The sequence below is a fragment of the Streptomyces sp. NPDC101191 genome, assembly GCF_044767915.1.
GTDB lineage: Bacteria > Actinomycetota > Actinomycetes > Streptomycetales > Streptomycetaceae > Streptomyces.
The window spans coordinates 591,434-617,657 of record NZ_JBIWOU010000003.1; the positions used below are offsets into that span (position 1 = coordinate 591,434).

Sequence of the window (26,224 nt, forward strand, 5' to 3'; positions counted from 1 at the left end):
GCCCCCCTCCCACGGGGCGTGCAGCGGTCCGTGACCGAGGATTCTCGGCGTCGAATGGGTGACCTGGTGGGGCTTCCGGCCCGGCATGGCGGGGGTTACCCTCAGTTACGCCAGTAATCACTGGCAATTGGATACTCTCGGGTAGTGACATACCGCCTGGTACGCGCGCAGAATCTCCACACCCCCACATCACCTACTGCCGCGTAGCGCCCCCGGGAGGACGCCGTGCTGAGCACCATGCAGGACGTACCACTGACCGTGACCCGCATCCTTGAGCACGGGATGACGATCCACGGGAAGTCGACCATCACCACCTGGACCGGTGAGGCCGAGCCGCAGCGCCGCACCTTCGCGGAGGCGGGCGCCCGGGCGGGACAGCTGGCCAACGCCCTGCGCGACGAACTGGGGGTCACCGCCGACGAGCGCGTGGCGACCCTGATGTGGAACAACGCCGAGCACGTCGAGGCGTACTTCGCGATCCCCGCTATGGGCGCGGTCATCCACACCCTGAACCTCCGGCTGCCCGCCGAGCAGCTGGCCTGGATCGTCAACCACGCCGCCGACCGCGTGGTCCTCGTCAACGGTTCCCTGCTCCCCCTCCTCGCCCCGCTGCTGCCGCACCTGCCGACCGTCGAGCACGTCGTCGTCACCGGCCCCGGCGACCGCTCCGTCCTGGAGGGCGCCACGCCGCGCGTGCACGACTACGAGGAGCTCATCGCCGGCCGCCCGACCACGTACGACTGGCCCGAGCTGGACGAACGTACGGCCGCCGCCATGTGCTACACCTCCGGCACCACCGGCGACCCCAAGGGCGTCGTCTACTCCCACCGTTCCATCTACCTGCACAGCATGCAGGTCAACATGGCCGAGTCGATGGGGCTCACCGACAAGGACAAGACCCTCGTCGTCGTCCCGCAGTTCCACGTGCTCGCGTGGGGTCTGCCGCACGCCACCTTCATGACCGGCATCAGCATGCTCATGCCGGATCGTTTCCTCCAGCCGGCCCCGCTCGCCGAGATGATCGAGAGCGAGAAGCCGACCCACGCCGCCGCCGTCCCCACCATCTGGCAGGGACTGCTCGCCGAGGTGCTCGCCCGCCCCCGCGACCTCACCTCCATGGCCCAGGTCACCATCGGCGGCGCCGCCTGCCCGCCCTCCCTCATGGAGGCGTACGACAAGCTCGGCGTCCGGCTCTGTCACGCCTGGGGCATGACGGAGACCTCCCCGCTCGGCACCATGGCCCACCCGCCGGCCGGTCTGACCGCCGAGGAGGAGTGGCCGTACCGCGTCACCCAGGGCCGCTTCCCGACGAGCGTCGAGGCCCGGCTGGTCGGCCCCGCCGGCGAGATCCTGCCCTGGGACGGCGAGTCGGCGGGCGAGCTGGAGGTCCGGGGCAACTGGATCGCCGGGGCGTACTACGGCGGTGCCACGGGCGAGGCCTTCCGCCCCGAGGACAAGTTCAGCGCGGACGGCTGGCTCAAGACGGGCGACGTCGGTGTCATCAGCGCCGACGGCTACCTGACCCTCACCGACCGGGCCAAGGACGTCATCAAGTCCGGTGGCGAGTGGATCTCCTCCGTCGAGCTGGAGAACGCCCTCATGGGTCACCCGGCCGTCGCCGAGGCCGCCGTCGTCGCCGTCCCCGACGAGAAGTGGGGCGAGCGTCCGCTCGCGACCGTCGTCCTCAAGGAGGGCGCGACCACGGACTACGAGGAGCTGCGCGCCTTCCTCGCCACCGAGGGCGGCATCGCCCGATGGCAGCTCCCGGAGCGCTGGGCGATCGTACCGACGGTCCCGAAGACGAGCGTGGGCAAGTTCGACAAGAAGGTGATCCGCAAGCAGTACGCGGAGGGCGAGCTGGACGTCACCCAGCTCTGATCCCGCTCGACGGCGGGCCCGCTCCACGGCGGGCCCGCTCCACGGCGGGCCCGCTCCACGGCTGCCCCGCCCGAGGGGCCGCCTCCGTCGCGAGGCGAATACTGCGCCTCAAGTCCTCGATTCCGCCTCAAGGCCTCGATTTCGCCTCAAGGCGTCGAGTCCGCCTCAAGGCGTCGACTCCGCCCCGAGGCGTCGACTCCGCCCGCCTCAAGGCGACCTGCCTCAAGGCGACCGCCTTGAGGCGCCCCGCGGCACCAACCGGCCCTTCGGGGCTAGTTGGTGCCGATCTTCGCGAGCAGGTCGACGATCCGGGCCTGCACCTCGGTGCTGGTGGACCGCTCGGCGAGGAAGAGCACCGTCTCGCCCGAGGCCAGCGTCGGCAGCTCGGCCTCGTCGAGGTCGGACGAGGTGTAGACGACCAGCGGGGTGCGGTTCAACTGCCCGTTCGCGCGCAGCCAGTCGATGATCCCGGCCCGGCGGCGGCGCACCTGCATCAGGTCCATCACCACCAGGTTCGGGCGCGTCTCCTGGGCCAGCGCGACGGCCTCGGTGTCGGTCGCCGCCCGGGCCACCACCATCCCGCGTCGCTCCAGGGTCGCCGCGAGCGCCTGCGCGATGTCGTCGTGCTCCTCGATGAGCAGCACGCGCGAGGGGTGCTGCTCGCTGTCGCGCGGCGCGAGCGCCTTCAACAGGACGGCCGGATCGGCGCCGTACGCCGCCTCCCGCGTCGCCTGCCCGAGCCCGGCCGCGAGCAGCACCGGCACCTCGGCGGCGACGGCCGCCTGGCGCAGGGACTGGAGCGCGGTACGGGTGATGGGCCCGGTCAGCGGGTCGACGAAGAGCGCGGCCGGGAAGGCGGCGATCTGCGCGTCGACCTCCTCGCGGGAGTGCACGATCACCGGCCGGTAGCCGCGGTCGCTCAGCGCCTGCTGCGTGGCCACGTCCGGCGCGGGCCAGACGAGCAGCCGGCGCGGGTTGTCCAGCGGCTCCGGGGGCAGTTCGTCGTCGACGGGCTGCGGCAGCGGCTGGTTCGAGACCTCCACCGCACCGCCGGGACCGTCCAGCGGCTCCGGGCCCTCCGCCGACCCCTCGGCGGGCGCCCCTATGGCGTAGGCACGCCCCTCGGGCGCGGGAGGCGGCGCCAACGTCGGCCCCAGCTTGGGAGCGGCGGGCACGGGGGCGGGCACCGACTGCGCCGGCACCTCCACCCGCGCCTGCGAGGGGGACAGCGGCTGTGACGGGGACAGCGGCTGCGACGGGGTCGGCACCTGCGACCCGGGCTGAGGCCTGGACTGCGGCTGCGGATCCGGCTGCGCCTTGGCGACGACCTCGGGCACCGCGGGCCGGCCCTCCTCCGCCGGGTTGCCGAGCTTGCGCCGGCGGCCGGACGGGGAGACGGGAGTCCCGCCGGGCGGAGTGGCCACGGCCGCGGGCTGGACGAAGGGCACGCCCTGACCGAGCGTCCGCACGCTGAAGGCACGCCCCTGCGTGGCGTCCTTCCGAACGGGCGGGGCCGCGGGAGCGGGCGCGGCCGGGGGCGCGGCCTGCTTCGGTGCCGCAGCGGCCGGCATCTCGGGCGGCAGGGGTACGGACCCGGTACCCGTCCCCCGGGTGGTCGGCGCCGGGGCAGGAGCGGCCGGTGCGGGCAACGGGTGCGGCTGCGGCGGCGTGTGCTCGTCCTCCGGCAGCGCCCGTACGGCCTCGTGCCGCTGCTCGTCGCCGGGACGGGTGTCGGGAACGTCCTCGCGGTCGGCCTCGGCCGGCCCCAGCGCGAACGGCGTACGCGGTCCCGCCTCCGCGGCGGCCGCCCGCTCCTGCGCGGCGGCCAGGGCGCGCCGCCGGCGCCCGGTGGGCTGCGGCGCGGCCGCCTCCTCCGACGCGACGGCGGGCAGTGCGGGTGCGGGTGCCGGCGCGAGGGCGGGGGCGGCGAACTCGGCCGGGACGCCCTGCGGCGGCACGGTGTCGCCGAGCGCAGGGCGGGGCTGGGCGCTCTCGGCGGCGGTCACGACGGAGCCCTCGGCGGGCCGGCCGCGGCGCCGACCGGTGCCGGTCGGGGCGGAGGCGTCGGCCCCCGCGCTCTGGGCGGGGATCAGCTCGGCCGGGGACCCGGGCGTGCCGGCGGGCGGCGTGTGGTCCGTACGGCCACGGCGCCGACCGGTCGGCTCGGGCAGGGGGCCGCCCTCGGGCATCAGAGGGCTCTCCAGGAACGCGTCCGTGGACGCCGCCCGTCGGGCCCGCCGGCGTCCGCCGCCGGCGGCCAGGGCGGCACCGCCGAGGCTCGCGTCGGCGGGCGAGGACTGCGCGGGAAGCCCGGGCACGCCGGTTCCGGCGGACGAGGGCTGCGGGGGTACGGGCTGCGCGGGCGCCCCGGGTACGGGCTGTGCGGGCGCCCCGGGTACGGGCTGCGCGGGTACGGGCGCGGCCGGCCCGACCGCCGGAGCCTCCCCCTGCGCCGAGCCGTTCGGCCCCCCGGGTCCGGGCGCGGGCAGGGCGAGCCCGCCCTGGGTGTGCGTGGTCCGGGCGGGGTGGTTCTGCGCGCCGGGCGCTGGCAGCACGAGGCCGCCCTGGGCGTGGGTGGTCCGCCCGGCGTCGTCCCGCGCCTGCGGACCCGGCCCCAGGGCGAGTCCGGAGTGCGCGGGCTCGAGTCCCTGATGCCCGGGCAGCGCTCCGCGCGCCGGCTCGAGGGCGTGCTGCTCGCCCGCTCCCGGGGCGGGCGCGTCCTGCGCGGGCGCCGGGACGGTCCCCCGCCCGGCGCCGATCGGGACCTCGACGACGTAGGCGCCGCCGGCCGTGCCCGGCACCTCGTGCGTCTGCACCACGCCGCCGTGCGCGGCGACGATCCCGCGGACGACCGGCTGGTGGACGGGGTCGCCGCCCGTGTAGGGGCCGCGGACCTCGATCCGTACGACGTCACCGCGCTGGGCGGCCGCGACGACGATCGTGGAGTCGGTGTAGCCGCCGGACTGCGGGGCCTTGCTCTTGCCGGTCGCGTCGACGCCGGCGACATCGGCGACGAGGTGCGAGATCGCGGTGGTGAGTCGCGCCGGGTCGACCTCGGCCTCGATCGGCGGCGCGTGGACGGCGAACTGGGCCCGGCCGGGACCGATGAGCTCGACGGAGCCGTCGATGCCCGCCGTGACGATGGCGTCGAGCAGGACGACCCGCTTGTCCAGCTCCTCCGCGCCCGCGTCGAGCCGCTGGTAGCCGAGGACGTTGTCGACCAGTGTGGTCATCCGGGCGTAGCCGGCGGCGAGGTGGTGGAGGACCTGGTTGGCCTCGGGCCACAGCTGCCCCGCGTCGTCGGCGGCGAGGGCGCTCAGTTCGGCGCGCAGCTCGTCGAGGGGCCCGCGGAGCGACTCGCCGAGCACGGCGGTCAGCTGCTCGTGCCGGGCGCCCAGGGCGGCGGCCCGCTGCCTCTCCTCGGCGAGCTCGTTCTCGTACCGCTCCTTCTGCTGCTCCAGCTCGGTGGTGAGCCGTTCGGTGCGGTCGGCGAGCTCGGCGTGGTGCGCCTCCGTGAGCCGGGCGACCTCGGAGCGGTGTGTGTCCGTGAGTTCGGCGAGCTCGGCGGCGTGGGCCTCGACCAGCTGCTCGTGCGGCCGGCGGTCGGTGAAGGTCATGACGGCGCCGACGAGCTGGTCCCCGTCCCGCACCGGCGCGGTGGTGAGGTCGACCGGGACCCGGTCGCCGTTCTTCGCCCAGAGCACCTGCCCGCGGACCCGGTGCTTGCGGCCCGACCTGAGGGTGTCCGCGAGCGGCGACTCCTCGTAGGGGAAGGGCTCGCCGTCGGCGCGCTTGGGGAGGATCAGCTCGTGCAGCTCGGCGCCGCCGAGCTCGCCGGCGCGGTAGCCGAGGATCTGCGCGAAGGCGGGGTTCACGAGGACGACCCGGCCGTCGGTGTCCGTGCCGACGACTCCCTCGGAGGCGGCGCGCAGGATCATCTCGGTCTGGCGCTGGGAGCGGGCGAGTTCGGCCTCGGTGTCGAGGGTGCCGGTGAGGTCACGGACGACGAGCATGAGCAGCTCGTCGCCGGTGTAGCCGCTGTACGAGTCGTACGCCTCGCGCCCGTCCTCGAGGCTGGCGCTGGTGACCTCGACCGGGAACTCGCTGCCGTCGGTGCGGCGGGCCATCATCCGGGTCGGCCGGGTGCGGCCCCGGTCGTCGGTGCCCTCAGGACGCCGCATCGAACCCGGGATGAGGCGGGAGTCGAAGTCCGGCAGGAGATCGAGCAGCCCGCGACCGACGAGCGCGGTGCCGGGGGTCTCGAACATGCCGAGGGCGATGGTGTTGGCGTTGACGACGGTGCCGTTGCAGTTCACGAGCACGAGGCCGTCGGGGAGGGCGTCGAGTATGGCTGCGAGGCGAGCAGCGCCTCGGGATGGCCTGCTGCTCACGAGACGCTTCCTCCCTGAACCCACTGCACTTGCCTGCAGCCCTTGCCTGGTGCCTAGTGGCCTGCGGGCCCCATCTTGCCCCTCGGGTCGCGGCCTGTCACGGAGGGAGTCTAAGGGAGGCAGACGCTCCGCCCAGGGACATGGGGTGGAGGTTCCGTGCCCGGCCCGCCGCCCGGCCGGGTGCCCGCTCGACACCGGGCCCGGTGTCCTGCCTGGTGTCCGTTCCTGGCGTCCGCGCCTGGCGTCCTGCTCGGACGGCTCGCCGCCCCGTCCCGCCGGCCCGGCCCGGCGCCGTGTTCCGCCGCCGGGTCCGGAGCCCTGCCGAAGGGGCTCAGCCCGTGACGCGGGGGAGAACCGGGCGGAGGTTCTCCCAGCGGTCGATCTCGCAGCCGTTGGCGCGGGAGAAGCCGGCGTCGATCGAGCGGCCCTGCCAGCGGCCGGTGATGCGGGCAGTGGCCGGGCCGCCGTACTGCTGGGTGCACATCTGGTCGGCGGGCACGGGCGCGAAGGGATCGCCGCCGTCCTTGGCGAGCTGCCCGAGCCGCTTGCAGGCGTTCTCGGCGGCGGGGTGGGTGCCGCCGGGCGTGCCGTCGCACTTCAGCTCGAACGTCCCGTCGGCCTCGGTGTGCCCGGTCCGCTCGATGCTCACGGTCAGGGAGTCGGGCGTGGAGAGGAGCGGCAGCGGGGGCAGGGACCCGAACCCGACGGCGGAGGCGGCGGTGGCGAGGCTCGCGAGAAGAAGGGGGCGCAGCATGACGTACTCCCGTTGTGGTGCGGTGCGTGGAGGCGCGCGGGGTGGTGCCGGGGGTGGTGAAGGGGAACCGGCTGTCCGTTCCCCCTCACTAACGCTCCGGACTCCGCTCCGTTGCGCAACGGGGAATGCGCCGGGTGGGGGCCCTCCGGCGGGCCGCCCGGGGCCGCGGGCGCGGGGCGCGCGGGAAGGGCTTGGCCTTTGCCCTCGGCCCCGGGGTCCTAGTACGGTGATAAGCGATTGGTGGCGCAAGGCTCGTCTGTGTCATCATCTGCACGCACCATCCGCGTACGCGCGCGGTGCGAAGGAGGCGTCGCCTAGTCCGGTCTATGGCGCCGCACTGCTAATGCGGTTTGGGTCTTAAAGCCCATCGAGGGTTCAAATCCCTCCGCCTCCGCCAACCCGAAGCCCCGGTCGTCCCGACCGGGGCTTCGGTCGTTCCCGGCCCCGCCGGGGTGATCACCGGACCCCGGCCCCCACGGGGTGTGACCCCGGTCTCTTTTCCCGCATTTCCCCCGCCACCACCCCCTCGGCGAGCCCCCGCCCGCCCCGCCTCCGTTCGCCATCCTGGGGGCGTTTTCGCAGGTCACAAGGGGTGTGGTCAATGGATTTCACATGACGGCGGCAGTCATGTAATGTTCTTCCTGTCGCCGCGAGCGGGCCGAAAGGCCGGGGAGCGGAGGCGGAAAACAAAACAAGCACTCGTAGCTTAACGGATAGAGCATCTGACTACGGATCAGAAGGTTGCAGGTTCGAATCCTGCCGAGTGCACAGAGACAAGAGGCCCGGACGAGAGTCCGGGCCTCTTGCGTTGTGGGGTCGTTGCATTCCCGGCCGGTCGGCCCTCTGTCCCCGGGAGACCTCTCGGCTCGCCCGCGGGCGGACTGGCATCATCCACGAAGGACCGCTGGTCACGGCGGCATTCAAGGGAGGGGGCCGGCTGTGTTCGTGGGGATCGCGCTGTTCGTACTGGGGCTGGCGGGCATGGTGTGGGGGGCTCGGTTCCTCTTCAACGTCCGTGGCGCGGCGGACAAGGCCGCGGCGCGGCGCAACGACGTCAGGGCCGTGACGGCAGCGCGGACGCTGGACATGGGGCTCACGGAACCGTCGCGGTTCGGCGCCTGGTTCTTCCGGCTCGTGGGCGGCATCGCCTTTCTCGGCTCGCCCGTGATCGCGCTCGCGGGCCTGGCCGTCGCCACGCTCGAATGACGGTTCGCCCCGCACGGTCCAGGGGGCCTGGCGTGTACACGGAGTTCGGAAGCCCCCGGGATCATCCTGGGGGCTTCCGAACTTGTGGGCGTACGGCACGGTTCGGGGCGACGGGCCGGGCCCGGCTGGTCTGTTGACGGTGCGGCAGGCGGTCGGCCCGGCCCGGCCCGGCCGACCGGGCGGGATTCGTCCGGTCAGGCCCGGCCGGGGTCATCCCTGTTTCGCCGGGTCGACCCCGTAGAGGATGGCGGCCGCCGCGGCCTGGGGCGCGTTGCAGGACTCCTGTTCGTCGGCGGGGGCGGCCCACAGCGGGATCAGCCGGGACGCGGTGGGTGCGGAGTCCATGCGCAGGTAGTGGCAGGCGCCGTTGATCCGCAGGGCGAGGGCGTAGACGCCGTCGGCGGCGGCCTCGCCGGTGACCGCGCGTACCGTGTCCCGGGCGCCGACCAGGCGCATGTCCTTCAGGAAGGCGACGGCGCCCTCCGGGGTGTGCGCGTAACCCGAGGTCGGCGTCTGCCGGTAGGCGGACGTGCCGGTGGGCCGCTGCGCGAGCAGCACGCCCATCTGCGCCGCGAGGCTGCCGGGCCTGCCGTCGGTCCGTGCGGTCGGACAGGCCGTGCCGGACTGCTTCACGCTGTGCGTGCCGGTGGCGAAGGTGTAGCGGTAGCAACGGACCGGATAGGCGTCCGCGGCGACGGTCTCCGTGCCGGCCGGCGGTACCAGGCCCAGCATCACCTCCGCCGTGTGGACCACGCCGGCGGCCCGGCTCCGCTCGGTCCCGACGCTCAGCAGCACCCCGCCGTGTGCCTCGACGTGGGCGACGAGCGTGCCCGCGGTGAACTGCCCCCCGTAGGTCCTGCCCCCCGAGTAGAAGCCCGCGTGCAGGTCTCCGCGCAGGTCCTCGGCGATCCCCGCGGCCTGGGCGTCGACCGCGGACGTGTCCGGGGCGGTGGTCCGCTGGTGGAGCAAGGTGCCCGCCACTCCCGTGGCACCGGCGACGAGCGCGGTGACGGCGAACGGCAGGATCCGCACCCCGGCGCCGCGTCTCCGCTCCTGCCCGGCACCGGACCGCTGGTCCGGTCGGGCTCCGGCAACCGGCGTCGTCATGTCTTTCCCCCTCGGCTGGAAGTCTCCGGATTCGGGCCCCCTCCCGATGCGCTCACGTCGTATCGCTTCCCAAGGCTGCTCGCGCTGTCGTGCGGGACCGGCGGGAGCCGACGGCCATCATGACGGCAAGAGGCGGCCTCCGGTCTCACCCCGGCCCACCCCGGGCCCACCCGGTCGCCGCCGAACTGCCGGTGATCTCGCCCATCGCGCCGATCCGGGTGGTCCCGGTGGCCCGGTGGCCCGGTGGTCCCGGCCATCCCGGTGGTCGCAGTGATCGCGGGCGCTCCGGTATCCCAGCGATCCGCGACCCGTATCCGCCCCGCCCTCCGTCCGTGAGCGGTCCGTGACGCGGCCGACGGGAGGCGTCGCAGCCGGTAGCGTCGGCCGCATGGACGTCTGGTATGCCGCGTACGGTGCCAATACGGACAGCGCCCGGCTCGCGCGGTACCTGCTCCGGTGCCGGGACCGTGCCGCGCCCGTCGCGTCCCGGGGCGTCGTCCTCGGCGGTGCCCTGTACTTCGCGACCGAGTCGCCCGTGTGGGGCGGCGGACGCGGGTTCTACGACCCCGACGCGTCCGGCCGCGTGCTCGCACGGGCGCACCTCGTCACGGCGGGGCAGTTCTCCGACATCGCCGCCCTGGAGATGTACCGGGAACCCGACGCCGATCTCGATCTCTCCGGGGCCCTGGCCGCCGGGCGGGCCGAGCTCGGGCCGGGGCGGTACGAGACGGTGGTCCGCGCCGGGGACGTCGACGGCGTTCCGCTGCTCACCTTCACCGCGCCCTGGGCGATGGACGACGTGGAGCTCCTGGCGCCGGCCGAGGCGTATCTCCGCTGCATCGGCGGGGGGTTGCGTGCCGCCGGGCGGTGGGGCGCGGCGGAGGTCGCCGGTTATCTCGCCCGGTGCCCGGGGGTCCTCGGTCACCGGGGGGCCGCCGAGGTGCTCGCCCTCATCGGTGACTCGAACACCACACGTTCGGGTGAACCGGGCTGATTTCCATGTCAGTTGAATATGCCCTCGGCCTAGCGTGCAGATGGAGGTGATGCCGATGAACGCCATCGACATCGACGACTTCGTGTACGCCGCCACGGGAGCGCGGCTGCGAAGGCTCACCTTGCCGGACGGGACGCACTGGTTCCCCGCCGTGGACGTGGCCCGTCAGCTCGGGCACAGCAGCGCCCGGCAGGCCCTCCGCGCGTACGTCGGGGACGCGCTGCACACGACGCTCGGCGAGCTTCCGGTCGACCTGGCCCCGGCTCCCGGGACCAGGGGTCTCAAGAAGTCGACGCGGATGGTCTGTCTCGAAGGCGTCGTGCAGCTCGTCAACGCGTCCCGCAGGGCCGAGGCCGCGCCGTTCAAGGAGTGGGTCGCCCAGGTCGTCGCCGACGTGCAGCGCGACGGGGCCCACCGGCTCGATCCGTCCCCCGTCGGCGCCACCGGCTTCCTCCTCCCGCAGCAGCTCCTCGACGCGCTCGTACGCCTGGAGGAGAGCAGCCTGCGGCTCGACGAGGAGGGCTGCCGGGCACTGCGGGAGGCCGGGCGCGAGCTGCACAGGATCGCCGCCTCCCTGGAGCGGCTGGCCGTTCCCGTCCAGCGTTCCGGGCCCGCGCTCACCCCGCAGCAGCTCCTCGACTCCTGGCGCGAGCGCAACGTCGTCGAGAGCGCCGACGTCCACGCCGTCGCCGCCTACCTCGCGCCCGCCCTCGTCCGGGGCGGCGTCCGCTACCGCCTGGAGGAGGTGGCCCGTCGCACCGGGCTCACCGCCGAGCGGGTCCGCGACTGCGTCCGGGTCCTCGTCGAGCGCGGCTGCATGCGGCACGCGGGCGGCGTGGCCGGCGCCGACGGGGGGCTGTTGTACGTGCTGCCCTGACCTCGGTCGATGTCAGCGGTCCGTACGACACTGGACGCATGGTGTGGCGGAGTGCCGGGATGTCGTGGCGTGGCGGGGTGCCGGCGCTGCGGTGGGAGGGCGGTCGGGTCAGCCCGCTCGCGTACGGGCGGGACATCGCCTTCCGCGCGGTCGGCGAGCGGTGCTGTCCGGGCGCCCGGGGGAATCCCTGCCCCCTGACCGCCGTGGTGTCCGGACGCAGCACCGGCGGGCGGTGCGCCGAGTGCGCGCGGCTCGACCGGGCGCACTCCGTCGCCGCGGACACCGTCGCCGACGACCCCCGGCCCTACCGGGTGTATCTGGCCTGGTTCGGGCCCGGAATGGTCAAGGTGGGGATCACCGGGGAGGAGCGCGGCGACGCCCGTCTGCTCGAACAGGGTGCCGTCGCCTTCAGCTGGCTCGGGCGGGGGCCGCTGATGGCCGCGCGGCGGACCGAGGAGGTGCTCCGGCACGCGCTGGCCGTGCCCGACCGCATCCCGTACGCCCGCAAGCGGGCCGTCCGGCACGCCCTGCCGCCCGCCGCCGAACGGGCCGCCGGGGTCGCCGACGTGTACGGACGGGCCGTCGGCGTCCCCGCCTGGGCCGAGACCCTGCACGCCCTGCCCTGCCAGGTGCACGATCACGTCGACGTCTTCCGGCTGGAGGCGCTGGCCGGCCACCGCTCCGCGTCCGAGCTCGTCGTGACCGAGTGCGTCGACGGCGGGGTCCTCGCGGGCCGGCTGATCGCCGCCGCGGGACCCGATCTGCATCTCCTGGGCCCCGACGGGCGGCTTCTGGTCCTCGACACGCGGCTCCTGTCCGGGTGGGAGCTGGTGGCCGTACCGGCCGCCGACCGCGCGGTCAGCGTGCCCGTGACCGCACCGGGGCCGGCGACCCCGGCCCCCGGCCCCGGGGACGAGCAGGAGGCGCTGTTCTGAAGGGCCGGGCGGGGCGAGACCGGCCGACCGGGTCCGCCGCGGGCCGACCGGCGCACGCGCGTGCCGAAGGGCGCCGGAAGTGCCGAACCGTAAAGTCTTGGATCCCTTCGGGCGGCATCCATGGACACCGTGAGCACCGCCCCCGCAGGGTGATCACATGACCCAGAACCTGGTGGGCGGCTTCGAACCGCCCTACTACACCGCTGTCTTCACCTCGATCCGGCCCGACGACCCCGAGGGCTACGCGGAGACCGGCGACCGTATGCAGGAGCTCGTCCAGGACGTCCCCGGCTATCTCGGCTACGAGTCCGCCCGCACCCCCGGCGGCATCGGCATAACCGTCGCCTACTTCCGCGACCTGGAGGGGCTCGACGCCTGGCGGCGGCACCCCGAGCACATGGCCGCCAAGGAGTACGGGCGCGAGCACTGGTACGAGAGCTACCGCGTGCACATCGGCAAGGTCGAGCGGACGTACGGCCATGACCGGGACTGAGCCGCCCGCTCCCGCCGCGTCCGGGGAGGCCGAGGCCATCCGGGGCTTCGCCCGCCGGCTCGGCCTCCCGGGGCTGGTCGACGTCCACACCCACTTCATGCCCCGCAACGTCCTCGACAAGGTCTGGGCGTACTTCGACTCCGCCGGCCCCCTCACCGGCGTCGAGTGGCCCATCACCTACCGCGAGGAGGAGGGCCGCCGGGTCGCCCTGCTGCGCGACTTCGGGGTGCTCGCGTTCACGTCGATGCTCTACCCGCACAAGGCGGGCATGGCGGAGTGGCTCGACGACTGGGCCGCCGACTTCGCCGCGCGCACGCCCGACTGCCTCCACACCGCGACCTTCTTCCCCGAGCCCGGTGCTCCCGGCTACGTCCGGCGGGCGCTCGACCGCGGGGCCCGGGTCTTCAAGGTGCACCTCCAGGTCGGCGGCTTCGACCCGAACGACCCGCTGCTCGACGACGTGTGGGAGGTGGTCGAGGAGGCCGGCACGCCCGTCGTCGTCCACTGCGGCTCCGGGCCCGCGCCCGGCGCGTTCACCGGGCCGGGGCCGGTCGGGCGGCTGCTCGCCCGGCACCCGAGGCTGCGGCTGGTCGTCGCGCACCTGGGCATGCCCGAGTACGGGGAGTTCCTCGACCTCGCGGACCGGTACGAGGGCGTCCACCTCGACACCACCATGGCGTTCACCGACTTCAGCGAGCGTCTCGCGCCCTTCCCGGGCGACGAGCTCAAGCGGCTGCAGGGGCTCGGCGACCGGATCCTGCTCGGCTCCGACTTCCCCAACATCCCCTATCCGTACGTCCACCAGCTCGACGCCCTCGAACGGCTCGGACTCGGGGACGACTGGCTGCGGGCCGTCTGCCACGACAACGCGGCCCGGCTCTTCGAGCTGCCCCACCGGTCGCCCTAGGGGCCCTTCGCCCCGCCCTCGGGCAGGTCGTGTCCGGGCCCCGCCCCGGACCCGTCGTGTCCGCGCCCCGGCCCCGGCCAGGTCGTGTCCGCGCCCCGCCCCCGGGCAGGTCGTGTCCGCGCCCCGCCCTCCGGTCTTTCTCAGGGAATTCACAGGGAAGCGAAAGACGCGTCTCAGGCGGTCCGGGAACCGTGACGCGTATGACTGCGACCACTCCCCGCTCGCGTACCGATCTGCTGCGTGCCGACGGCTCCGCCGTCCGGGTCCTCGTCGTCGACGACGAGGCCTCGCTCGCCGAGCTGCTCTCGATGGCCCTGCGCTACGAGGGCTGGCAGGTGCACAGCGCGGGCGACGGGGCCGGGGCGCTGCGCACCGCGCGTGACTTCCGGCCCGACGCCGTGGTGCTCGACATGATGCTGCCCGACATGGACGGACTCTCCGTCCTCGGGCGGCTGCGGCGCGAACTGCCGGACGTACCGGTGCTGTTCCTCACGGCCAAGGACGCCGTCGAGGACCGGATCGCGGGGCTCACGGCGGGCGGCGACGACTACGTCACCAAGCCCTTCAGCCTGGAGGAGGTGGTGGCCCGGCTGCGCGGGCTCATCCGCCGGTCCGGGGCCGCGCAGGCGCGCGCCGAGTCGTTGCTCACCGTCGGGGACCTCACGCTCGACGAGGACAGCCACGAGGTGACCCGGGACGGTGTGTCCATCCACCTCACCGCGACCGAGTTCGAGCTGTTGCGCTTCCTCATGCGCAACCCGCGCCGGGTGCTCAGCAAGGCGCAGATCCTCGACCGGGTCTGGTCGTACGACTTCGGCGGCCAGGCCAACGTCGTCGAGCTCTACATCTCGTACCTGCGGCGGAAGATCGACGCCGGGCGCAGCCCCATGATCCACACCCGGCGGGGGGCCGGCTATCTCATCAAGCCGGGGGAGTAGTCCGCCGTGCGCCTTCCCCAAGGGCGCCGGGGCGGACGCCCCTGGTCGCTGCGGACCCGGCTGGTCGTCTCCGCCGTCGCACTGATCGCCGTCGTCTGCGCGGTCATCGGGACGGTGACGACGATCGCCTTCCGGTCCTATCTCCACGACCAGGCGGACGCGCGGCTGCAGGAGGTCGCCCACCGGGCGGCCGGCCCGCCGCACGACGCCGTCGTGCCGTCGCCGTCGCCCGGCGGCTTCGACACGCCCCTGGGCTTCGTCATAGGTCCCGGCGCGCCGCTCGGGACGGTCGGTGCGCGCGTGGTGGACGGGGCGGTGACCTCGGCCGACGTGTCCGTGCCGCCGCCGGAGGGGGTGTACGGGCCGAAGTACCGGACGGATCCGCTGGATGCCGCGCAGACCACCGCCCTCGGCGGTGTGTCCCGGGACGGCGAGCCGCACACCGTGTCGCTGCCCGGCGGGCTCGGCGACTACCGGGTCCAGTACGCCACCGGCAGGAACGGCGACTACTTCATCGGCATCCCGCTGTCCGAGGTCCAGGACGCCCTGTCCACCCTGGTCGTCGTCGAGCTGAGCGTCACCGGCGCGGGTCTCGTCGCCGCCTCGCTCGCCGGGACGGTGCTGGTGGGGGTCGCCCTGCGGCCGCTGCGCCGCGTGGCCGCGACCGCCGCGCAGGTGGCCCGGCTGCCGCTGCACAGCGGCGAGGTGGCGCTCGACCACCGGGTGCCGGAGGCGCAGGCCGATCCGCGGACGGAGGTCGGGCAGGTCGGCGCGGCCATCAACCGCATGCTGGACCACGTGCATTCGGCGCTCGACGCCCGGCAGCAGAGCGAGACGCGGGTGCGGCAGTTCGTCGCGGACGCCAGCCACGAGCTGCGCACCCCGCTCGCCTCGATCCGGGGGTACGCGGAGCTGACCCGGCGGGGCCGGGAGGCGTGCGGTCCCGACACCCGGCACGCCCTCGGGCGCATCGAGTCCGAGGCGACCCGGATGACGGGACTGGTGGAGGACCTGCTGCTGCTCGCGCGGCTCGACACCGGACGCCCGCTCTCGTACGAGAGCACCGATCTCTCCCTGCTCGTCGTGGACGCCCTCTCCGACGCCCGCGCGGCCGGGCCCGCGCACCGCTGGCGGCTCGAACTCCCGGACGGGGACGCCGCGGTGAAGATCCCCGCCGACGGCGCCCGGCTGCACCAGGTGCTCGTCAACCTGCTCGCCAACGCCCGCACCCACACCCCGCCGGGCACGACCGTCACCGCCCGGGTCCGTACGGCGCCGGGCCATGCCCTCGTCGAGGTCGAGGACGACGGGCCCGGCATCCCGGGCGAGCTGCTGCCGTCCGTCTTCGAGCGGTTCGCCCGCGGCGACGCCTCGCGGTCCCGGCACGCGGGCAGCACCGGGCTCGGGCTCGCGATCGTCCGGGCCGTCACGCTCGCCCACGGCGGCGAGGAGACCGTTTCCAGTGCGCCCGGCCGCACCCTGTTCGCCGTGCGCCTGCCGCGGCAGCGCTGACTCACAGGCAGGGCACAGGCTCACCACACCGGTGTGACAGCGGGCCCGGCGAGGGTCGAGGACATGCAAACGACAGTGTCCGCCGAAACCCTTCCCGCCCGGGAGCACCTCCCCGTGGGCGCGGCCGGCCGGCCCGTCCTCGACGTGGTGATCCCCGTCTACAACGAGGAGAGGGACCTGGAGCGGTGCGTGCTGCGGCTCCACGAGCACCTCCACCGCACCTTCCCGTACGCCTTCCGCATCACCGTCGCCGACAACGCCTCCACCGACGCCACTCCGGAGGTGGCCCATGCGCTCGCCGCCCGGCTGCCGGACGCCGTGCGCCTCGTACGCCTCGAGGAGAAGGGCCGCGGCCGGGCGCTGCGGACCGTGTGGTCGGCGTCGGAGGCGCCGGTCCTCGCGTACATGGACGTGGATCTGTCCACCGACCTCAACGCGCTGCTGCCGCTCGTCGCGCCGCTCATCTCGGGCCACTCCGACCTGGCGATCGGCTCGCGGCTCGCCCGTTCCTCCCGGGTGGTGCGCGGGCCGAAGCGGGAGCTCATCTCACGCGCCTACAACCTGATCCTGCGCGGCTCGCTCGCCGCCCGCTTCTCGGACGCCCAGTGCGGCTTCAAGGCGATCCGGCGGGAGGTCGCCGAGCGGCTGCTGCCGATGGTCGAGGACACGGGCTGGTTCTTCGACACCGAGATGCTGGTGCTCGCCGAGCGGGCCGGGCTGCGCATCCACGAGGTGCCGGTCGACTGGGTCGACGACCCCGACTCGACCGTCCACATCGTGCGGACCGCCACCGACGACCTGAAGGGCGTGTGGCGGGTGGGCCGGGCCCTGGCGACCGGCTCGCTGCCGCTCGACCGTCTCGCCCGGCCCTTCGGGGACGACCCGCGCGACCGTGAACTCAGCGGTGTGCCGGGCGGCCTGGCCCGTCAGCTGGTCGGCTTCTGCGTGGTCGGGGCGCTGTCGACGCTCTTCTACCTCGCCCTCTACTCCCTCTTCCGGCTCGGTGTCGGCCCGCAACTCGCCAACGCAGGCGCCCTGGTGGTCTCCGCCGTCGCCAACACGGCCGCCAACCGCCGGCTCACCTTCGGCGTACGGGGCCGGGACCGGGCCGCCCGGCACCAGGCGCAGGGCCTGGTCGTCTTCGGCATCGGCCTGGCGCTGACCAGCGGTTCGCTGGCCGCGCTCGGTGCCGCGACGGGTGATCCGGCGCACTCGACCGAGCTCGCCGTGCTGATCGTCGCCAACCTCGCCGCGACCGTCGTGCGTTTCCTCCTGTTCCGGCTCTGGGTCTTCCCGGAGCGCGCCACTGCCCCAAGGACCTCTCGATGACCTCCCCGAACTCGCTCGTACGGCGCCTCTGGCGCGGGCGGCCCGAGGACGCGCCCTGGGTGCGGCCCGCCTTCTACGGACTGCTTCTCGCCACCACCGCCCTCTACCTCTGGAACCTGAGCGCGAGCGGCTACGCCAACTCCTTCTACTCCGCGGCCGTCCAGGCCGGCAGCCAGAGCTGGAAGGCCTTCTTCTTCGGCTCGCTCGACGCGGCGAACGCCATCACCGTCGACAAGCCGCCGGCCGCCCTGTGGCCGATGGCCCTGTCCGTGCGCCTCTTCGGTCTGGGCTCCTGGCAGATTCTGGTGCCCGAGGTGCTGATGGGGGTCGCCACGGTCGGCGTCCTGTACGCGGCCGTCCGGCGCCGCTTCGGCGCGGGCGCCGGCCTGGTCGCGGGCGCGGTCCTCGCGCTCACTCCGGTGGCCGCGCTGATGTTCCGCTTCAACAACCCGGACGCGCTGCTCGCCCTGCTCATGACCGTCGCGGTCTACTGCGTGCTGCGCGCCCTGGAGCTGGACGGGGGTGCGGCGCGCTGGCTGGTGTGGGCCGGGGTCGCGCTCGGTTTCGCCTTCCTGGCGAAGACCCTGCAGGCCTTCCTGATCCTGCCGGTGCTCGCGCTCGTGTACGTGGTGTGCGCGCCGGGCGGCCTGGCGCGGCGCTTCGGCCGGCTCGGCCTGGGCGGGCTGGCGCTCGTCGGGTCGGCGGGCTGGTGGGTGGCCCTGGTCGAACTGTGGCCGGCGTCCTCGCGTCCGTACGTCGGGGGCTCGCAGAACAACAGCTTCCTGGAGCTGACCTTCGGCTACAACGGCCTCGGCCGGCTCAACGGCGACGAGGTGGGCAGCGTCGGTGGCGGCGGGCGTGGCGGGACGGGCGGTGAGCTGCCGGGCGGCATGCGGCTGCCCACCGGCGCCGAGTTCGCGGGCGGCCCGGGCGCTCCCGGCGGTGGTGGCCGCGGGGGCGGCGGCTGGGGCGAGACGGGTCTGACCCGCATGTTCGGCGATCAGGTCGGCGGCCAGATCTCCTGGCTGCTCCCGGCCGCGCTGCTGCTGCTCGTGGCCGGTCTCGTGGTGACCTGGCGGGCCTCGCGCACGGACACGGCGCGCGCGGCGTTCCTGGTGTGGGGCGGCTCGCTGCTGATGACGACGGGCGTCTTCAGCTTCATGGCCGGCATCTTCCACGAGTACTACACGGTGGCCATGGCCCCGTACGTCGCGGCGCTGATCGGCATGGGCGCGGCGGTGCTGTGGGAGGAGCGGAGCCGTCTCCTCGCCTCGGCGGCCCTCGCCGCGACCGTCGCGGTGACGGCGGTGTGGGGCTGGGTGCTGCTCGGCCGGACGCCCGACTGGCAGCCGTGGCTGCGCTGGGCGGTCCTGGTCGCGGGCTGCGCGGCGGCGCTCGCACTGCTGCTCGCGGGCCGGGTCGACCGCCGGCTCGGTCTGGCGGCGGCGGGCCTGGGCCTCGCGGCCGGCCTCGCGGGCCCCTTCGCGTACACCCTGGCGACGCTCTCCGACGGCCACCAGGGCTCGATCGTCACGGCGGGCCCGGCGGGCGCGGCCCGGGGCGGATTCGGCGGCGGCCGGGGGATGCCCGCCGGCTTCGGCGAGGGCCGGATGTTCGGCCAGGGTCAGGGTCAGGACGGCCAGGGGCAGGGGCAGGGCCAGGACGGTCAGGGCCAGGACGGTCAGGGGCAGGACGGTCAGGGTCAGGGCCAGGGCCAGGGCGTGCCGCAGGGGCAGCTTCCCGGCGGCGGACAGGGCATGCCACAGGGGCAGTTCCCGGGCGGCGGACAGGGCGTGCCACAGGGTCAGTTCCCGGGCGGCGGTCAGGTCCCGGGTGGTCAGGGCGCGGGCCAGGCGCCCGGCGAGGGCCGGGGCGGCGGAACCGGCGGCATGGGCGGTCTCCTCAACGGCGCGGAGGTCGGTGCGGAGGCCGAGCGGATGCTGCTCGCGGACGCCGGCGACTACACCTGGGTCGCCGCCGCCATCGGCGCCCAGAACGCGGCCAGCTACCAGCTCGCCACGGAGAAGCCCGTGATGGCGATCGGCGGCTTCAACGGCAGTGACCCGTCGCCGACCCTCGCGCAGTTCAAGCAGTACGTGGCCGAGGGGAAGATCCACTACTTCATCGCCTCCGGCGGCATGGGCGGCGGCATGGGTGGCAGCAGCTCGATCACGTCCTGGGTGGAGGACACCTTCGAGAAGGTGACCGTCGACGGCGCCACCTTCTACGACCTCACGAGCAGGAAGTAAGGGGCCCCGAGAGCACCCACCGGAAAACTCCTATACGGCGTACGGGAGCTCCTGTACGGTGTACGAGCATTCGCCTCGTACACCGTATAAGGAGTTCCCATGACGGCGACGACCGCCGCGAACGAACGGGCCGCCACCGGCGGCCACCCGCAGCGCTGGCTGATCCTCGGCGTCATCTGCCTCGCCCAGCTCACCGTGCTGCTCGACAACACCGTGCTCAGCGTCGCCATCCCCTCGCTGACCACCGAGCTCCACGCGTCCACCAGCGACATCCAGTGGATGATCAACGCCTACTCGCTCGTCCAGTCCGGCCTGCTGCTCACCGCGGGCAACGCCGCGGACCGCTACGGCCGCAAGAAGCTCCTGGCTGTCGGCCTCGCGCTCTTCGGCCTCGGCTCGCTCACCGCCGGACTCGCCGACTCCACCGGGCAGCTGATCGCCGCCCGCGCGGGCATGGGCGTCGGCGGGGCGCTCCTGATGACGACGACCCTCGCCGTCGTCATGCAGATCTTCGACGACTCCCAGCGGGTCAAGGCGATCGCCATCTGGGCCACCATCAGCTCCCTCGGTTTCGCCGCGGGCCCGCTGATCGGCGGCGTGATCCTCGACCACTTCTGGTGGGGGATGATCTTCCTGGTCAACATCCCGGTCGCCGCCATCGGTCTGGTCGCCGTCCTCAAGCTGGTCCCGGAGTCCAAGAACCCGCAGGGCGACCGCCCCGACCTGCTCGGCGCGCTGCTCTCCACGATCGGCATGTCCTCGGTCGTCTACGCGATCATCACCGGCCCCGAGCACGGCTGGACCTCGGCGCAGGTCCTGGTCCCGGCCGCGCTCGGCCTCGTGGTCCTGGCCGGCTTCGTCCTGTGGGAGCTGCGCATCCCGTACCCGATGCTCGACATGCACTTCTTCCGCAACCAGAAGTTCGTGGGCGCCGTCGCCGGTGCGATCCTGGTCATGCTCGGCATGGGCGGCTCGCTCTTCCTGCTCACCCAGCACCTGCAGTTCGTCCTGGGCTACGAGCCGCTGGAGGCGGGTCTGCGGATGGCGCCGCTGGCGCTGACGATCGTCGTCCTGAACCTGTCCGGCATAGGTCCGAAGCTCGTCATGAAGATCGGTACGCCCCTGTCCGTCGCCCTCGGCCTCGGCCTTGTCGCCGGCGGTCTCACCTCGATCGCCCTGCTCGGCGGCGGCTCCGACGGCACGTACGGCGGCATGCTGCTCGGCCTGGTCCTGATGGGCGCGGGCATCGCGCTCTCCAACCCGGCCATGGCCAACGCGATCATGAGCGCGATCCCGCCGGAGAAGGCCGGCGTCGGCGCGGGCGTCAACGGCACGCTCGCCGAGTTCGGCAACGGCCTCGGCGTCGCGATCCTCGGCGCCGTCCTCAACGCCCGGTTCGCCGCCCTCGTCACCGTCACCGCGACCTCCCTCCCGGCCGCCCTGGCCGCGGCGGGCACGGACGCCGAGCGCCGGCAGATCTCCGACGCCTTCGCCTCCGGCCTCCAGACCAGCCAGCTGGTCGGCGCGGTGGCCGTCTTCGCCGGCGGACTCCTGGCGGCCTTCCTGCTGAAGCGGGCGGAACGCGCCGAGGAGGGGGCGAAGCAGCACGAGATGGCTGCCTAGCATGGTCCCGGACCGATGACAGACGGAGGCGCGCGATGGTCAAGGCAGCCGACAGGGCCGAGAACCCGGCGCGTTCCAGCGTCTGGCTGGAGAACCGGGCCGCCCGCAGCGGGGGCGGCCCGGCCGGTCTCGACCGGGAGCGGATCGTCGCCACGGCGGTGAGGATGCTCGACGAGGAGGGCCTGTCCAAGCTCTCGATGCGCAAGCTCGCGAGCGAGCTGAACGTCACCGCGATGTCCCTGTACTGGTACGTGGACACCAAGGACGACATCATCGAGTACGCCGTCGACAGCTGTTACGGGGAGGTCGACCTCGACGCGGTCGTGGCCGCCGGGGGCTGGCGGGAACGGATCCGGCTGCTCGCCCTGGAGTACCGCCGGATGCTGGTGCGCCACCCGTGGATGTCGGCGTGCGCCGGCCAGTACCTGAACATCGGTCCGCACTCGATCGCCGTGGGCTCCTCGATGCAGGAGGCGATCCGGGACACCGGACTGCCGATCTCCCGCCAGCCGAGCGCGATGTCGGCCGTCTTCCAGTTCGTTTACGGCTACGGGACGATCGAGGGCCAGTTCGGCCGGGTGGCCCAGCAGGCGGGGATGTCGCAGGACGACTTCTACCTGGACTCCCTGAAGGCCTTCCGCGAGGACGAGCAGTTCGCGACCGCCCTGGAGGGCATGAACGACCTGCTCGACGAGCGGCAGTCGCACGGCAGCGTCGACGAGATCTGGGACCGCGACTTCGACTACGCGCTGGACGTCCTGGTCGCCGGCATCGAGGTCATGGTCGCCCGCCACGCCGGCGAGGCGGAAGCGCAGGAGCCGCCCCCGGAGCCCGGGCCGGCGTGACGCGGCGGCGGTCCGTTCCCCGACCGCGGACATGACGGAGCGGCGGGCCGTCCCCTGCCCGCCGCTCCGCATTCCACCCGGCCGCGCCTCCGCTCGAAGCGCGGCCGGGAGCTATTTCGTCAGGCCTTCACGGCCTGCTCGTCCTCCGCCTTCACGGCCTGACCGTCGTCCGCCTTCACGGTGTTGCTCTTCAGCGCGACCTCCTTGATGAACAGCGTCACCAGGAAGGCGAGCAGCGCGAAGGGCGCCGAGTAGAGGAAGACGTCGCCGACGCCGTGGCCGTACGCGCTCTCCATGACCGTGCGGATCGGGGCGGGCAGCTTGTCCATGTCGGGGATGCCGCCACCGCCGCCCTGGCCCATGGCCGCCGCGGCCTTCGGGCCGAGCTCGGCCAGGCCGTCCTTGACGTAGTCGGTGACCCGGTGGGCCATGACCGCGCCGAGCGCCGAGACACCGATCGCGCCGCCCAGGGAGCGGAAGAAGGTGACGACGGAGGAGGCGGCGCCGAGGTCGGCGGGGGCCACCTGGTTCTGGGTGCAGAGGACCAGGTTCTGCATCATCATGCCGAGGCCGAGGCCGAGGACCGCCATGAAGATCGCGATGTGCCAGTACGCCGTGTCGTAGCGGATGGTGCCGAGCAGACCGAGACCGCCGGCCGCGAGGGCGCCGCCGCTGACCAGCCAGGCCTTCCAGCGGCCGGTCTTGGTGATGATCATGCCGGAGACCGTCGAGGAGACGAACAGGCCGCCGATCATCGGGATGGTGAGGACACCGGACATCGTCGGCGACTCGTTGCGGGCCAGCTGGAAGTACTGGCTGAAGAAGACCGTGCCGGCGAACATCGCGACACCGACGAAGAGCGAGGCCGTCGAGGCGAGCGCGATGGTGCGGTTGCGGAAGAGGCGCAGCGGGATGATCGGCTCGGCGGCCTTGGACTCGACCAGGACGAAGATCGCGCCGAGCGCGATCGAGCCGCCCACCATGACGGCGGTCTGCCAGGACATCCAGTCGTACTTGTCGCCGGCGAAGGTGACCCAGACGAGGAGCAGGGAGACGGCGGCGCTGATGAAGAAGGCGCCGGCCCAGTCGACCTTGACCTCGCGCTTCACGACGGGGAGCTTGAGGGTCTTCTGCAGGACGAGCAGCGCGATGAGCGCGAAGGGCACGCCGACGTAGAAGCACCAGCGCCAGCCGAGCCAGTCGGTGTCGGTGATGACGCCGCCGAGCAGCGGGCCGCCGACGGTGGCGACGGCGAAGACGGCGCCGAGGTAGCCGCTGTAGCGGCCGCGCTCACGCGGGGCGATCATCGCGGCGAGGATGATCTGGGAGAGGGCGGTGAGACCGCCGACGCCGATGCCCTGGACGACGCGGCAGGCGATGAGCATGCCGGTGTTCTGCGAGAGACCGGCGACGACCGAGCCCGCGACGTAGATGACCAGGGCTATCTGGACCAGCAGCTTCTTGGAGAACAGGTCCGCGAGCTTGCCCCACAGCGGGGTGGTCGCCGTCATCGAGAGGAGGGCGGCGGTGACGACCCAGGTGTAGGCGGACTGGCCGCCGCCGAGGTCGCTGATGATCTGGGGGAGGGCGTTGGAGACGATCGTCGAGGACAGGATGGCGACGAACATGCCGAGCAGGAGCCCGGACAGCGCCTCCATGATCTGCCGGTGCGTCATCGGGGCACCGGGGGTGTCGGTGCTGCCTTCCCGAGCACCTGTGGCAGGCGCGGTGGTAGCCATGGATTTCCTTTTCGTGAAGTCTGCTGTGTGAAGCGGCGTCGGTCAGGCGTGCGGGGCCCGGCAGTCCCCGAAGGAGTCGCGGAGGCGGCCGAGCAGGACGGTGAGCAGTGCGACGTCGTCGTCGGACCACTCCCTGAGGTGGCGGGTGAAGGCTTCGGTGACCCGGCGGTCGAGCTCGTCGAGCATCCCGTGGCCGTCGGTCGTGAGCCGCAGGATCCGGGAGCGCCGGTCGTCCGGGTCGGGCAGCCGCTCGATCCAGCCGTGCTCCACGGTGTGGGCCACGTGCCGGCTGCACACGGACATGTCGACGGCCATCAACTCGGCCAGCCGGCTCATCCGCATGTCGCCGTGGTGGTGGACGAGGCTGAGCACGGCGGCCGCGCCGCCCTGGCAGTGGGCGGGCAGCACGCGGGCGACGCCGCGCTTCACGGCGCCGATGGCGCTCACCGCTCGGGCGAGGTCCTCGTACCGGTTCCGCGTCTCCATCGAGCTCCCCCAACATCTTGTTGCTTAGGGCAACGATAGAGATGGATGGTTGCTTCAGGCAAACTAAATCGGTCAAAGCGCGCTAAAGAATCGGTAAAGCGGGCCGGAGGACGCCCCTTCGGGGGGTGGGGAGAAGTGGCCGGCGGGGAGGGAAGGTGCAGGTCCAGGGCAGGGGACATGACCAGGGCTTGGGGCGGCGAGCCCGACTTCGCTAGGGTCCGGGCCATGGCACACAACCCCCAAGCACCGTACGGCCAGGGCGCCCAGGGCCCCGAGGGCTCCTACGACCCCGCCGGCAGCACCCAGATGTTCCGCGCCTTCGTCGACGAGGGCACCCCGCAGCGACAGCAGCACCAGCACCAGGCCGCCGCGCCGTCCTCCGGCCCCCGCGTCGGCCTGATCGTCGGCGTGATCGTCGCGATCGCCGTCCTGGCGGGCGTGGCCTGGCTGGCGCTGGGCTGATCCGGCGCGCGACCGGCGGAGCCGCACTCCTGAGGGGGCGGTCGTGACGTGGCCCCTCGGGGTCCCGGCGCGGCCGCCCTCATCGCTGTCCGTACGATCGCTGTCCGTACGAGGGAGGCGGACCTTCTGCCCCCTTCTCGGGGCGGACCCGCCCTCTCCATGATCAACTGAGCGGGCCGTGGGGGCCTGCGGCACGACCCGGTCCTGCCGCGGAATCGCCCCCGAAGCCGGAACACGAAGTCATGGGGGTCGTGAGATGCGGGTGCTGTTGCTGTCGTACGGGTCGCGCGGGGACGTCGAGCCGATGGTCGGACTCGCGCTGCGGCTGCGGGAACGGGGCGTGGAGGCGCAGGTCTGCGCGCCCCCCGACTTCACGGAGCTCCTGGAGGGCGCCGGCCTGTCCCTGGTGCCGCTCGGGCGGTCGCTCAAGGAGATGGCGACCGAGGCCGTGACGGGGGCGGCGAAGCCGCAGAAGCCACTGAGCATGTCCGAGCGGGCGGCGCAGATGATCGCGACGACGTACGAGGCGGTCTTCGCGGTCGCCGAGGGGTACGACGCGGTCGTGGCGACCGGCCTGGTCCCGGCCGCGGCCGCCGCACGGGCCGTCGCCGACCGGCTCGGCATCCCCTACCGCTTCGTCTCCTACTTCCCGACCTACCTGCCCTCGCCGCACCACCCGCCGCTCGCGTGGCCGGGCACGCTCCCGGCGGACGTCACGGACAACCGGGTGCTGTGGGAGCGGAACGCCGAGCTCATGAACGAGCTGTTCGGCGAGCCGGTCAACGCCCACCGGGCCTCGATCGGCCTGCCGCCCGTCGACGACGTCCGCGCCCATGTCTTCACCGACCGCCCGTGGCTGGCGGCGGACCCGACCCTCGCCCCGTGGCTCCGGCCCGCCGACCTCGACGTGGCGCAGACCGGCGTGTGGATCCGGCCGGACGAGCGTCCGCTCCCGGCCGATCTGGAGGCGTTCCTGGCGGCCGGCACCCCGCCGGTGTTCGTGGGCTTCGGCAGCATGCCCGTACGCGACGCGGAGGACGTCGCCCGGGCGGCGGTCGAGGCGGTCCGCGCGCAGGGCCACCGGGTCCTGCTCTCGCGCGGCTGGGCCGGTCTGGCGCCGACGGACGAGGGCGACGACTGCTTCGCCGTCGGCGAGGTCAATCAGCAGGCCCTGTTCGGCCGGGTGGCCGCCGTCGTGCACCACGGCGGCGCGGGCACGACCACCACGGCCGCCCGCGCGGGCGCACCGCAGGTCGTGGTGCCGCAGATGGCGGACCAGCCGTACTGGGCGGGCCGGGTGGCCGAGCTGGGCATCGGCGCGGCCCACGAGGGCCCGTCCCTCACCGCCGCGTCCCTCTCGGCCGCGCTCGCGACGGCCCTGACCCCCGAGACGCGCGCCCGCGCGAAGGGCGTGGCCGACGCGATCCGCACGGACGGGACGACGGTGGCGGCGGAGCTGCTGCGCGCCGCGACCGGCGCGTGAGGCGCCGCCCCGCCAG

At 73.6% G+C, this 26,224-nt stretch carries 20 protein-coding genes and 2 tRNA genes; 17 read left to right on the forward strand and 5 right to left on the reverse strand.

Translation table 11 applies throughout. From position 1 onward, the window contains the following. Positions 1-225: 225 nt before the first annotated feature. Complete coding sequence (locus ACIRQF_RS15890) at positions 226-1,878, forward strand: long-chain fatty acid--CoA ligase (protein ID WP_376627477.1); 1,653 nt, start codon at positions 226-228, stop codon at positions 1,876-1,878. Between the two features lie 272 nt (positions 1,879-2,150). Here ACIRQF_RS15890 and ACIRQF_RS15895 read toward each other — a convergent pair whose 3' ends face one another. Together ACIRQF_RS15895 and ACIRQF_RS15900 are read right to left on the reverse strand one after the other, a co-directional pair. Further along, a complete protein-coding gene (locus ACIRQF_RS15895) occupies positions 2,151-6,269 on the reverse strand; it encodes a PAS domain-containing protein (RefSeq protein ID WP_404092577.1) in 4,119 nt (1,372 codons plus the stop codon). A 331-nt stretch (positions 6,270-6,600) separates the two neighbouring features. Next, a complete protein-coding gene (locus ACIRQF_RS15900) occupies positions 6,601-7,023 on the reverse strand; it encodes an SSI family serine proteinase inhibitor (RefSeq protein ID WP_376627481.1) in 423 nt (140 codons plus the stop codon). A 303-nt stretch (positions 7,024-7,326) separates the two neighbouring features. Between ACIRQF_RS15900 and ACIRQF_RS15905 the strand changes: the two genes are divergently transcribed. The 3 genes from ACIRQF_RS15905 (at position 7,327) to ACIRQF_RS15915 (ending at position 8,229) form a co-directional block, all read left to right on the forward strand. Further along, positions 7,327-7,420: transfer RNA gene (locus tag ACIRQF_RS15905), tRNA-Ser, on the forward strand. Between the two features lie 298 nt (positions 7,421-7,718). Then, positions 7,719-7,791: transfer RNA gene (locus tag ACIRQF_RS15910), tRNA-Arg, on the forward strand. Between the two features lie 177 nt (positions 7,792-7,968). Next, positions 7,969-8,229: a hypothetical protein gene (locus ACIRQF_RS15915; RefSeq protein ID WP_404092580.1), complete on the forward strand. Its 261-nt coding sequence runs from the start codon at positions 7,969-7,971 to the stop codon at positions 8,227-8,229. 210 nt (positions 8,230-8,439) lie between these two features. Here the strand turns inward: ACIRQF_RS15915 and ACIRQF_RS15920 are convergent, their stop codons facing one another. After that, positions 8,440-9,336 carry a hypothetical protein gene (locus ACIRQF_RS15920; RefSeq protein WP_404092582.1) on the reverse strand — a complete coding sequence of 299 codons (897 nt, stop codon included), beginning with the start codon at positions 9,334-9,336 and terminating at the stop codon, positions 8,440-8,442. Between the two features lie 388 nt (positions 9,337-9,724). On the opposite strand from ACIRQF_RS15920, the gene ACIRQF_RS15925 reads away from it, so the two are divergent. From ACIRQF_RS15925 to ACIRQF_RS15975, 11 genes are all read left to right on the forward strand, one after another. After that, entirely contained in the window at positions 9,725-10,330 is a 606-nt protein-coding gene (locus ACIRQF_RS15925) for a histone deacetylase (RefSeq protein WP_404092585.1), read from the forward strand. A gap of 55 nt (positions 10,331-10,385) precedes the next feature. Then, complete coding sequence (locus ACIRQF_RS15930; protein ID WP_404092587.1) at positions 10,386-11,207, forward strand: Bro-N domain-containing protein; 822 nt, start codon at positions 10,386-10,388, stop codon at positions 11,205-11,207. 38 nt (positions 11,208-11,245) lie between these two features. Next, entirely contained in the window at positions 11,246-12,142 is an 897-nt protein-coding gene (locus ACIRQF_RS15935; protein WP_404092590.1) for a DUF2797 domain-containing protein, read from the forward strand. Positions 12,143-12,299: 157 nt separating this feature from the next. Beyond that, positions 12,300-12,635, forward strand: coding sequence for an antibiotic biosynthesis monooxygenase family protein (locus tag ACIRQF_RS15940; RefSeq protein ID WP_376627493.1), 336 nt, complete (start codon positions 12,300-12,302; stop codon positions 12,633-12,635). Continuing rightward, positions 12,622-13,542 carry an amidohydrolase family protein gene (locus ACIRQF_RS15945; protein ID WP_404092594.1) on the forward strand — a complete coding sequence of 307 codons (921 nt, stop codon included), beginning with the start codon at positions 12,622-12,624 and terminating at the stop codon, positions 13,540-13,542. Before ACIRQF_RS15940 ends, ACIRQF_RS15945 begins: the two co-directional genes overlap by 14 nt. 200 nt (positions 13,543-13,742) lie before the next feature. Continuing rightward, the gene (locus ACIRQF_RS15950) at positions 13,743-14,480 is read left to right on the forward strand and encodes a response regulator transcription factor (RefSeq protein ID WP_376627497.1); all 738 of its coding nucleotides are present in this window, start codon (positions 13,743-13,745) and stop codon (positions 14,478-14,480) included. Between the two features lie 6 nt (positions 14,481-14,486). Continuing rightward, positions 14,487-15,992, forward strand: a complete 1,506-nt coding sequence (locus ACIRQF_RS15955) for a sensor histidine kinase (RefSeq protein ID WP_404092597.1) — start codon at positions 14,487-14,489, stop codon at positions 15,990-15,992. Between the two features lie 63 nt (positions 15,993-16,055). Next, positions 16,056-17,321 (forward strand): glycosyltransferase, encoded by a 1,266-nt coding sequence (locus tag ACIRQF_RS15960; RefSeq protein ID WP_404092599.1) that lies wholly within the window; start codon positions 16,056-16,058, stop codon positions 17,319-17,321. Next, the gene (locus tag ACIRQF_RS15965; RefSeq protein ID WP_404092602.1) at positions 17,318-19,570 is read left to right on the forward strand and encodes an ArnT family glycosyltransferase; all 2,253 of its coding nucleotides are present in this window, start codon (positions 17,318-17,320) and stop codon (positions 19,568-19,570) included. Before ACIRQF_RS15960 ends, ACIRQF_RS15965 begins: the two co-directional genes overlap by 4 nt. 99 nt (positions 19,571-19,669) lie before the next feature. Next, positions 19,670-21,193: an MFS transporter gene (locus ACIRQF_RS15970; protein ID WP_404092605.1), complete on the forward strand. Its 1,524-nt coding sequence runs from the start codon at positions 19,670-19,672 to the stop codon at positions 21,191-21,193. Positions 21,194-21,228: 35 nt separating this feature from the next. Continuing rightward, entirely contained in the window at positions 21,229-22,038 is an 810-nt protein-coding gene (locus tag ACIRQF_RS15975; RefSeq protein WP_404092607.1) for a TetR/AcrR family transcriptional regulator, read from the forward strand. A gap of 119 nt (positions 22,039-22,157) precedes the next feature. On the opposite strand, the gene ACIRQF_RS15980 is transcribed toward ACIRQF_RS15975, so the two are convergent. Continuing rightward, complete coding sequence (locus ACIRQF_RS15980; RefSeq protein WP_404092610.1) at positions 22,158-23,777, reverse strand: MDR family MFS transporter; 1,620 nt, start codon at positions 23,775-23,777, stop codon at positions 22,158-22,160. 42 nt (positions 23,778-23,819) lie between these two features. After that, complete coding sequence (locus ACIRQF_RS15985; protein WP_389759269.1) at positions 23,820-24,263, reverse strand: MarR family winged helix-turn-helix transcriptional regulator; 444 nt, start codon at positions 24,261-24,263, stop codon at positions 23,820-23,822. A 225-nt stretch (positions 24,264-24,488) separates the two neighbouring features. On the opposite strand from ACIRQF_RS15985, the gene ACIRQF_RS15990 reads away from it, so the two are divergent. Continuing rightward, entirely contained in the window at positions 24,489-24,725 is a 237-nt protein-coding gene (locus tag ACIRQF_RS15990; protein WP_376627512.1) for a hypothetical protein, read from the forward strand. A gap of 256 nt (positions 24,726-24,981) precedes the next feature. Further along, a complete protein-coding gene (locus tag ACIRQF_RS15995) occupies positions 24,982-26,208 on the forward strand; it encodes a glycosyltransferase (RefSeq protein WP_404092613.1) in 1,227 nt (408 codons plus the stop codon). Positions 26,209-26,224 lie beyond the last annotated feature (16 nt).

Excerpts from the sequence above, each read along its gene's own strand:
- ACIRQF_RS15900 (WP_376627481.1), bottom strand. The coding sequence starts at position 7,023 with ATGCTGCGCCCCCTTCTTCTCGCGAGCCTCGCCACCGCCGCCTCCGCC.
- ACIRQF_RS15920 (WP_404092582.1), bottom strand. The coding sequence starts at position 9,336 with ATGACGACGCCGGTTGCCGGAGCCCGACCGGACCAGCGGTCCGGTGCC.
- ACIRQF_RS15925 (WP_404092585.1), top strand. The coding sequence starts at position 9,725 with ATGGACGTCTGGTATGCCGCGTACGGTGCCAATACGGACAGCGCCCGG.
- ACIRQF_RS15930 (WP_404092587.1), top strand. The coding sequence starts at position 10,386 with ATGAACGCCATCGACATCGACGACTTCGTGTACGCCGCCACGGGAGCG.
- ACIRQF_RS15935 (WP_404092590.1), top strand. The coding sequence starts at position 11,246 with ATGGTGTGGCGGAGTGCCGGGATGTCGTGGCGTGGCGGGGTGCCGGCG.
- ACIRQF_RS15940 (WP_376627493.1), top strand. The coding sequence starts at position 12,300 with ATGACCCAGAACCTGGTGGGCGGCTTCGAACCGCCCTACTACACCGCT.
- ACIRQF_RS15945 (WP_404092594.1), top strand. The coding sequence starts at position 12,622 with ATGACCGGGACTGAGCCGCCCGCTCCCGCCGCGTCCGGGGAGGCCGAG.
- ACIRQF_RS15950 (WP_376627497.1), top strand. The coding sequence starts at position 13,743 with ATGACTGCGACCACTCCCCGCTCGCGTACCGATCTGCTGCGTGCCGAC.
- ACIRQF_RS15960 (WP_404092599.1), top strand. The coding sequence starts at position 16,056 with ATGCAAACGACAGTGTCCGCCGAAACCCTTCCCGCCCGGGAGCACCTC.
- ACIRQF_RS15965 (WP_404092602.1), top strand. The coding sequence starts at position 17,318 with ATGACCTCCCCGAACTCGCTCGTACGGCGCCTCTGGCGCGGGCGGCCC.
- ACIRQF_RS15970 (WP_404092605.1), top strand. The coding sequence starts at position 19,670 with ATGACGGCGACGACCGCCGCGAACGAACGGGCCGCCACCGGCGGCCAC.
- ACIRQF_RS15975 (WP_404092607.1), top strand. The coding sequence starts at position 21,229 with ATGGTCAAGGCAGCCGACAGGGCCGAGAACCCGGCGCGTTCCAGCGTC.
- ACIRQF_RS15980 (WP_404092610.1), bottom strand. The coding sequence starts at position 23,777 with ATGGCTACCACCGCGCCTGCCACAGGTGCTCGGGAAGGCAGCACCGAC.
- ACIRQF_RS15985 (WP_389759269.1), bottom strand. The coding sequence starts at position 24,263 with ATGGAGACGCGGAACCGGTACGAGGACCTCGCCCGAGCGGTGAGCGCC.
- ACIRQF_RS15990 (WP_376627512.1), top strand. The coding sequence starts at position 24,489 with ATGGCACACAACCCCCAAGCACCGTACGGCCAGGGCGCCCAGGGCCCC.
- ACIRQF_RS15995 (WP_404092613.1), top strand. The coding sequence starts at position 24,982 with ATGCGGGTGCTGTTGCTGTCGTACGGGTCGCGCGGGGACGTCGAGCCG.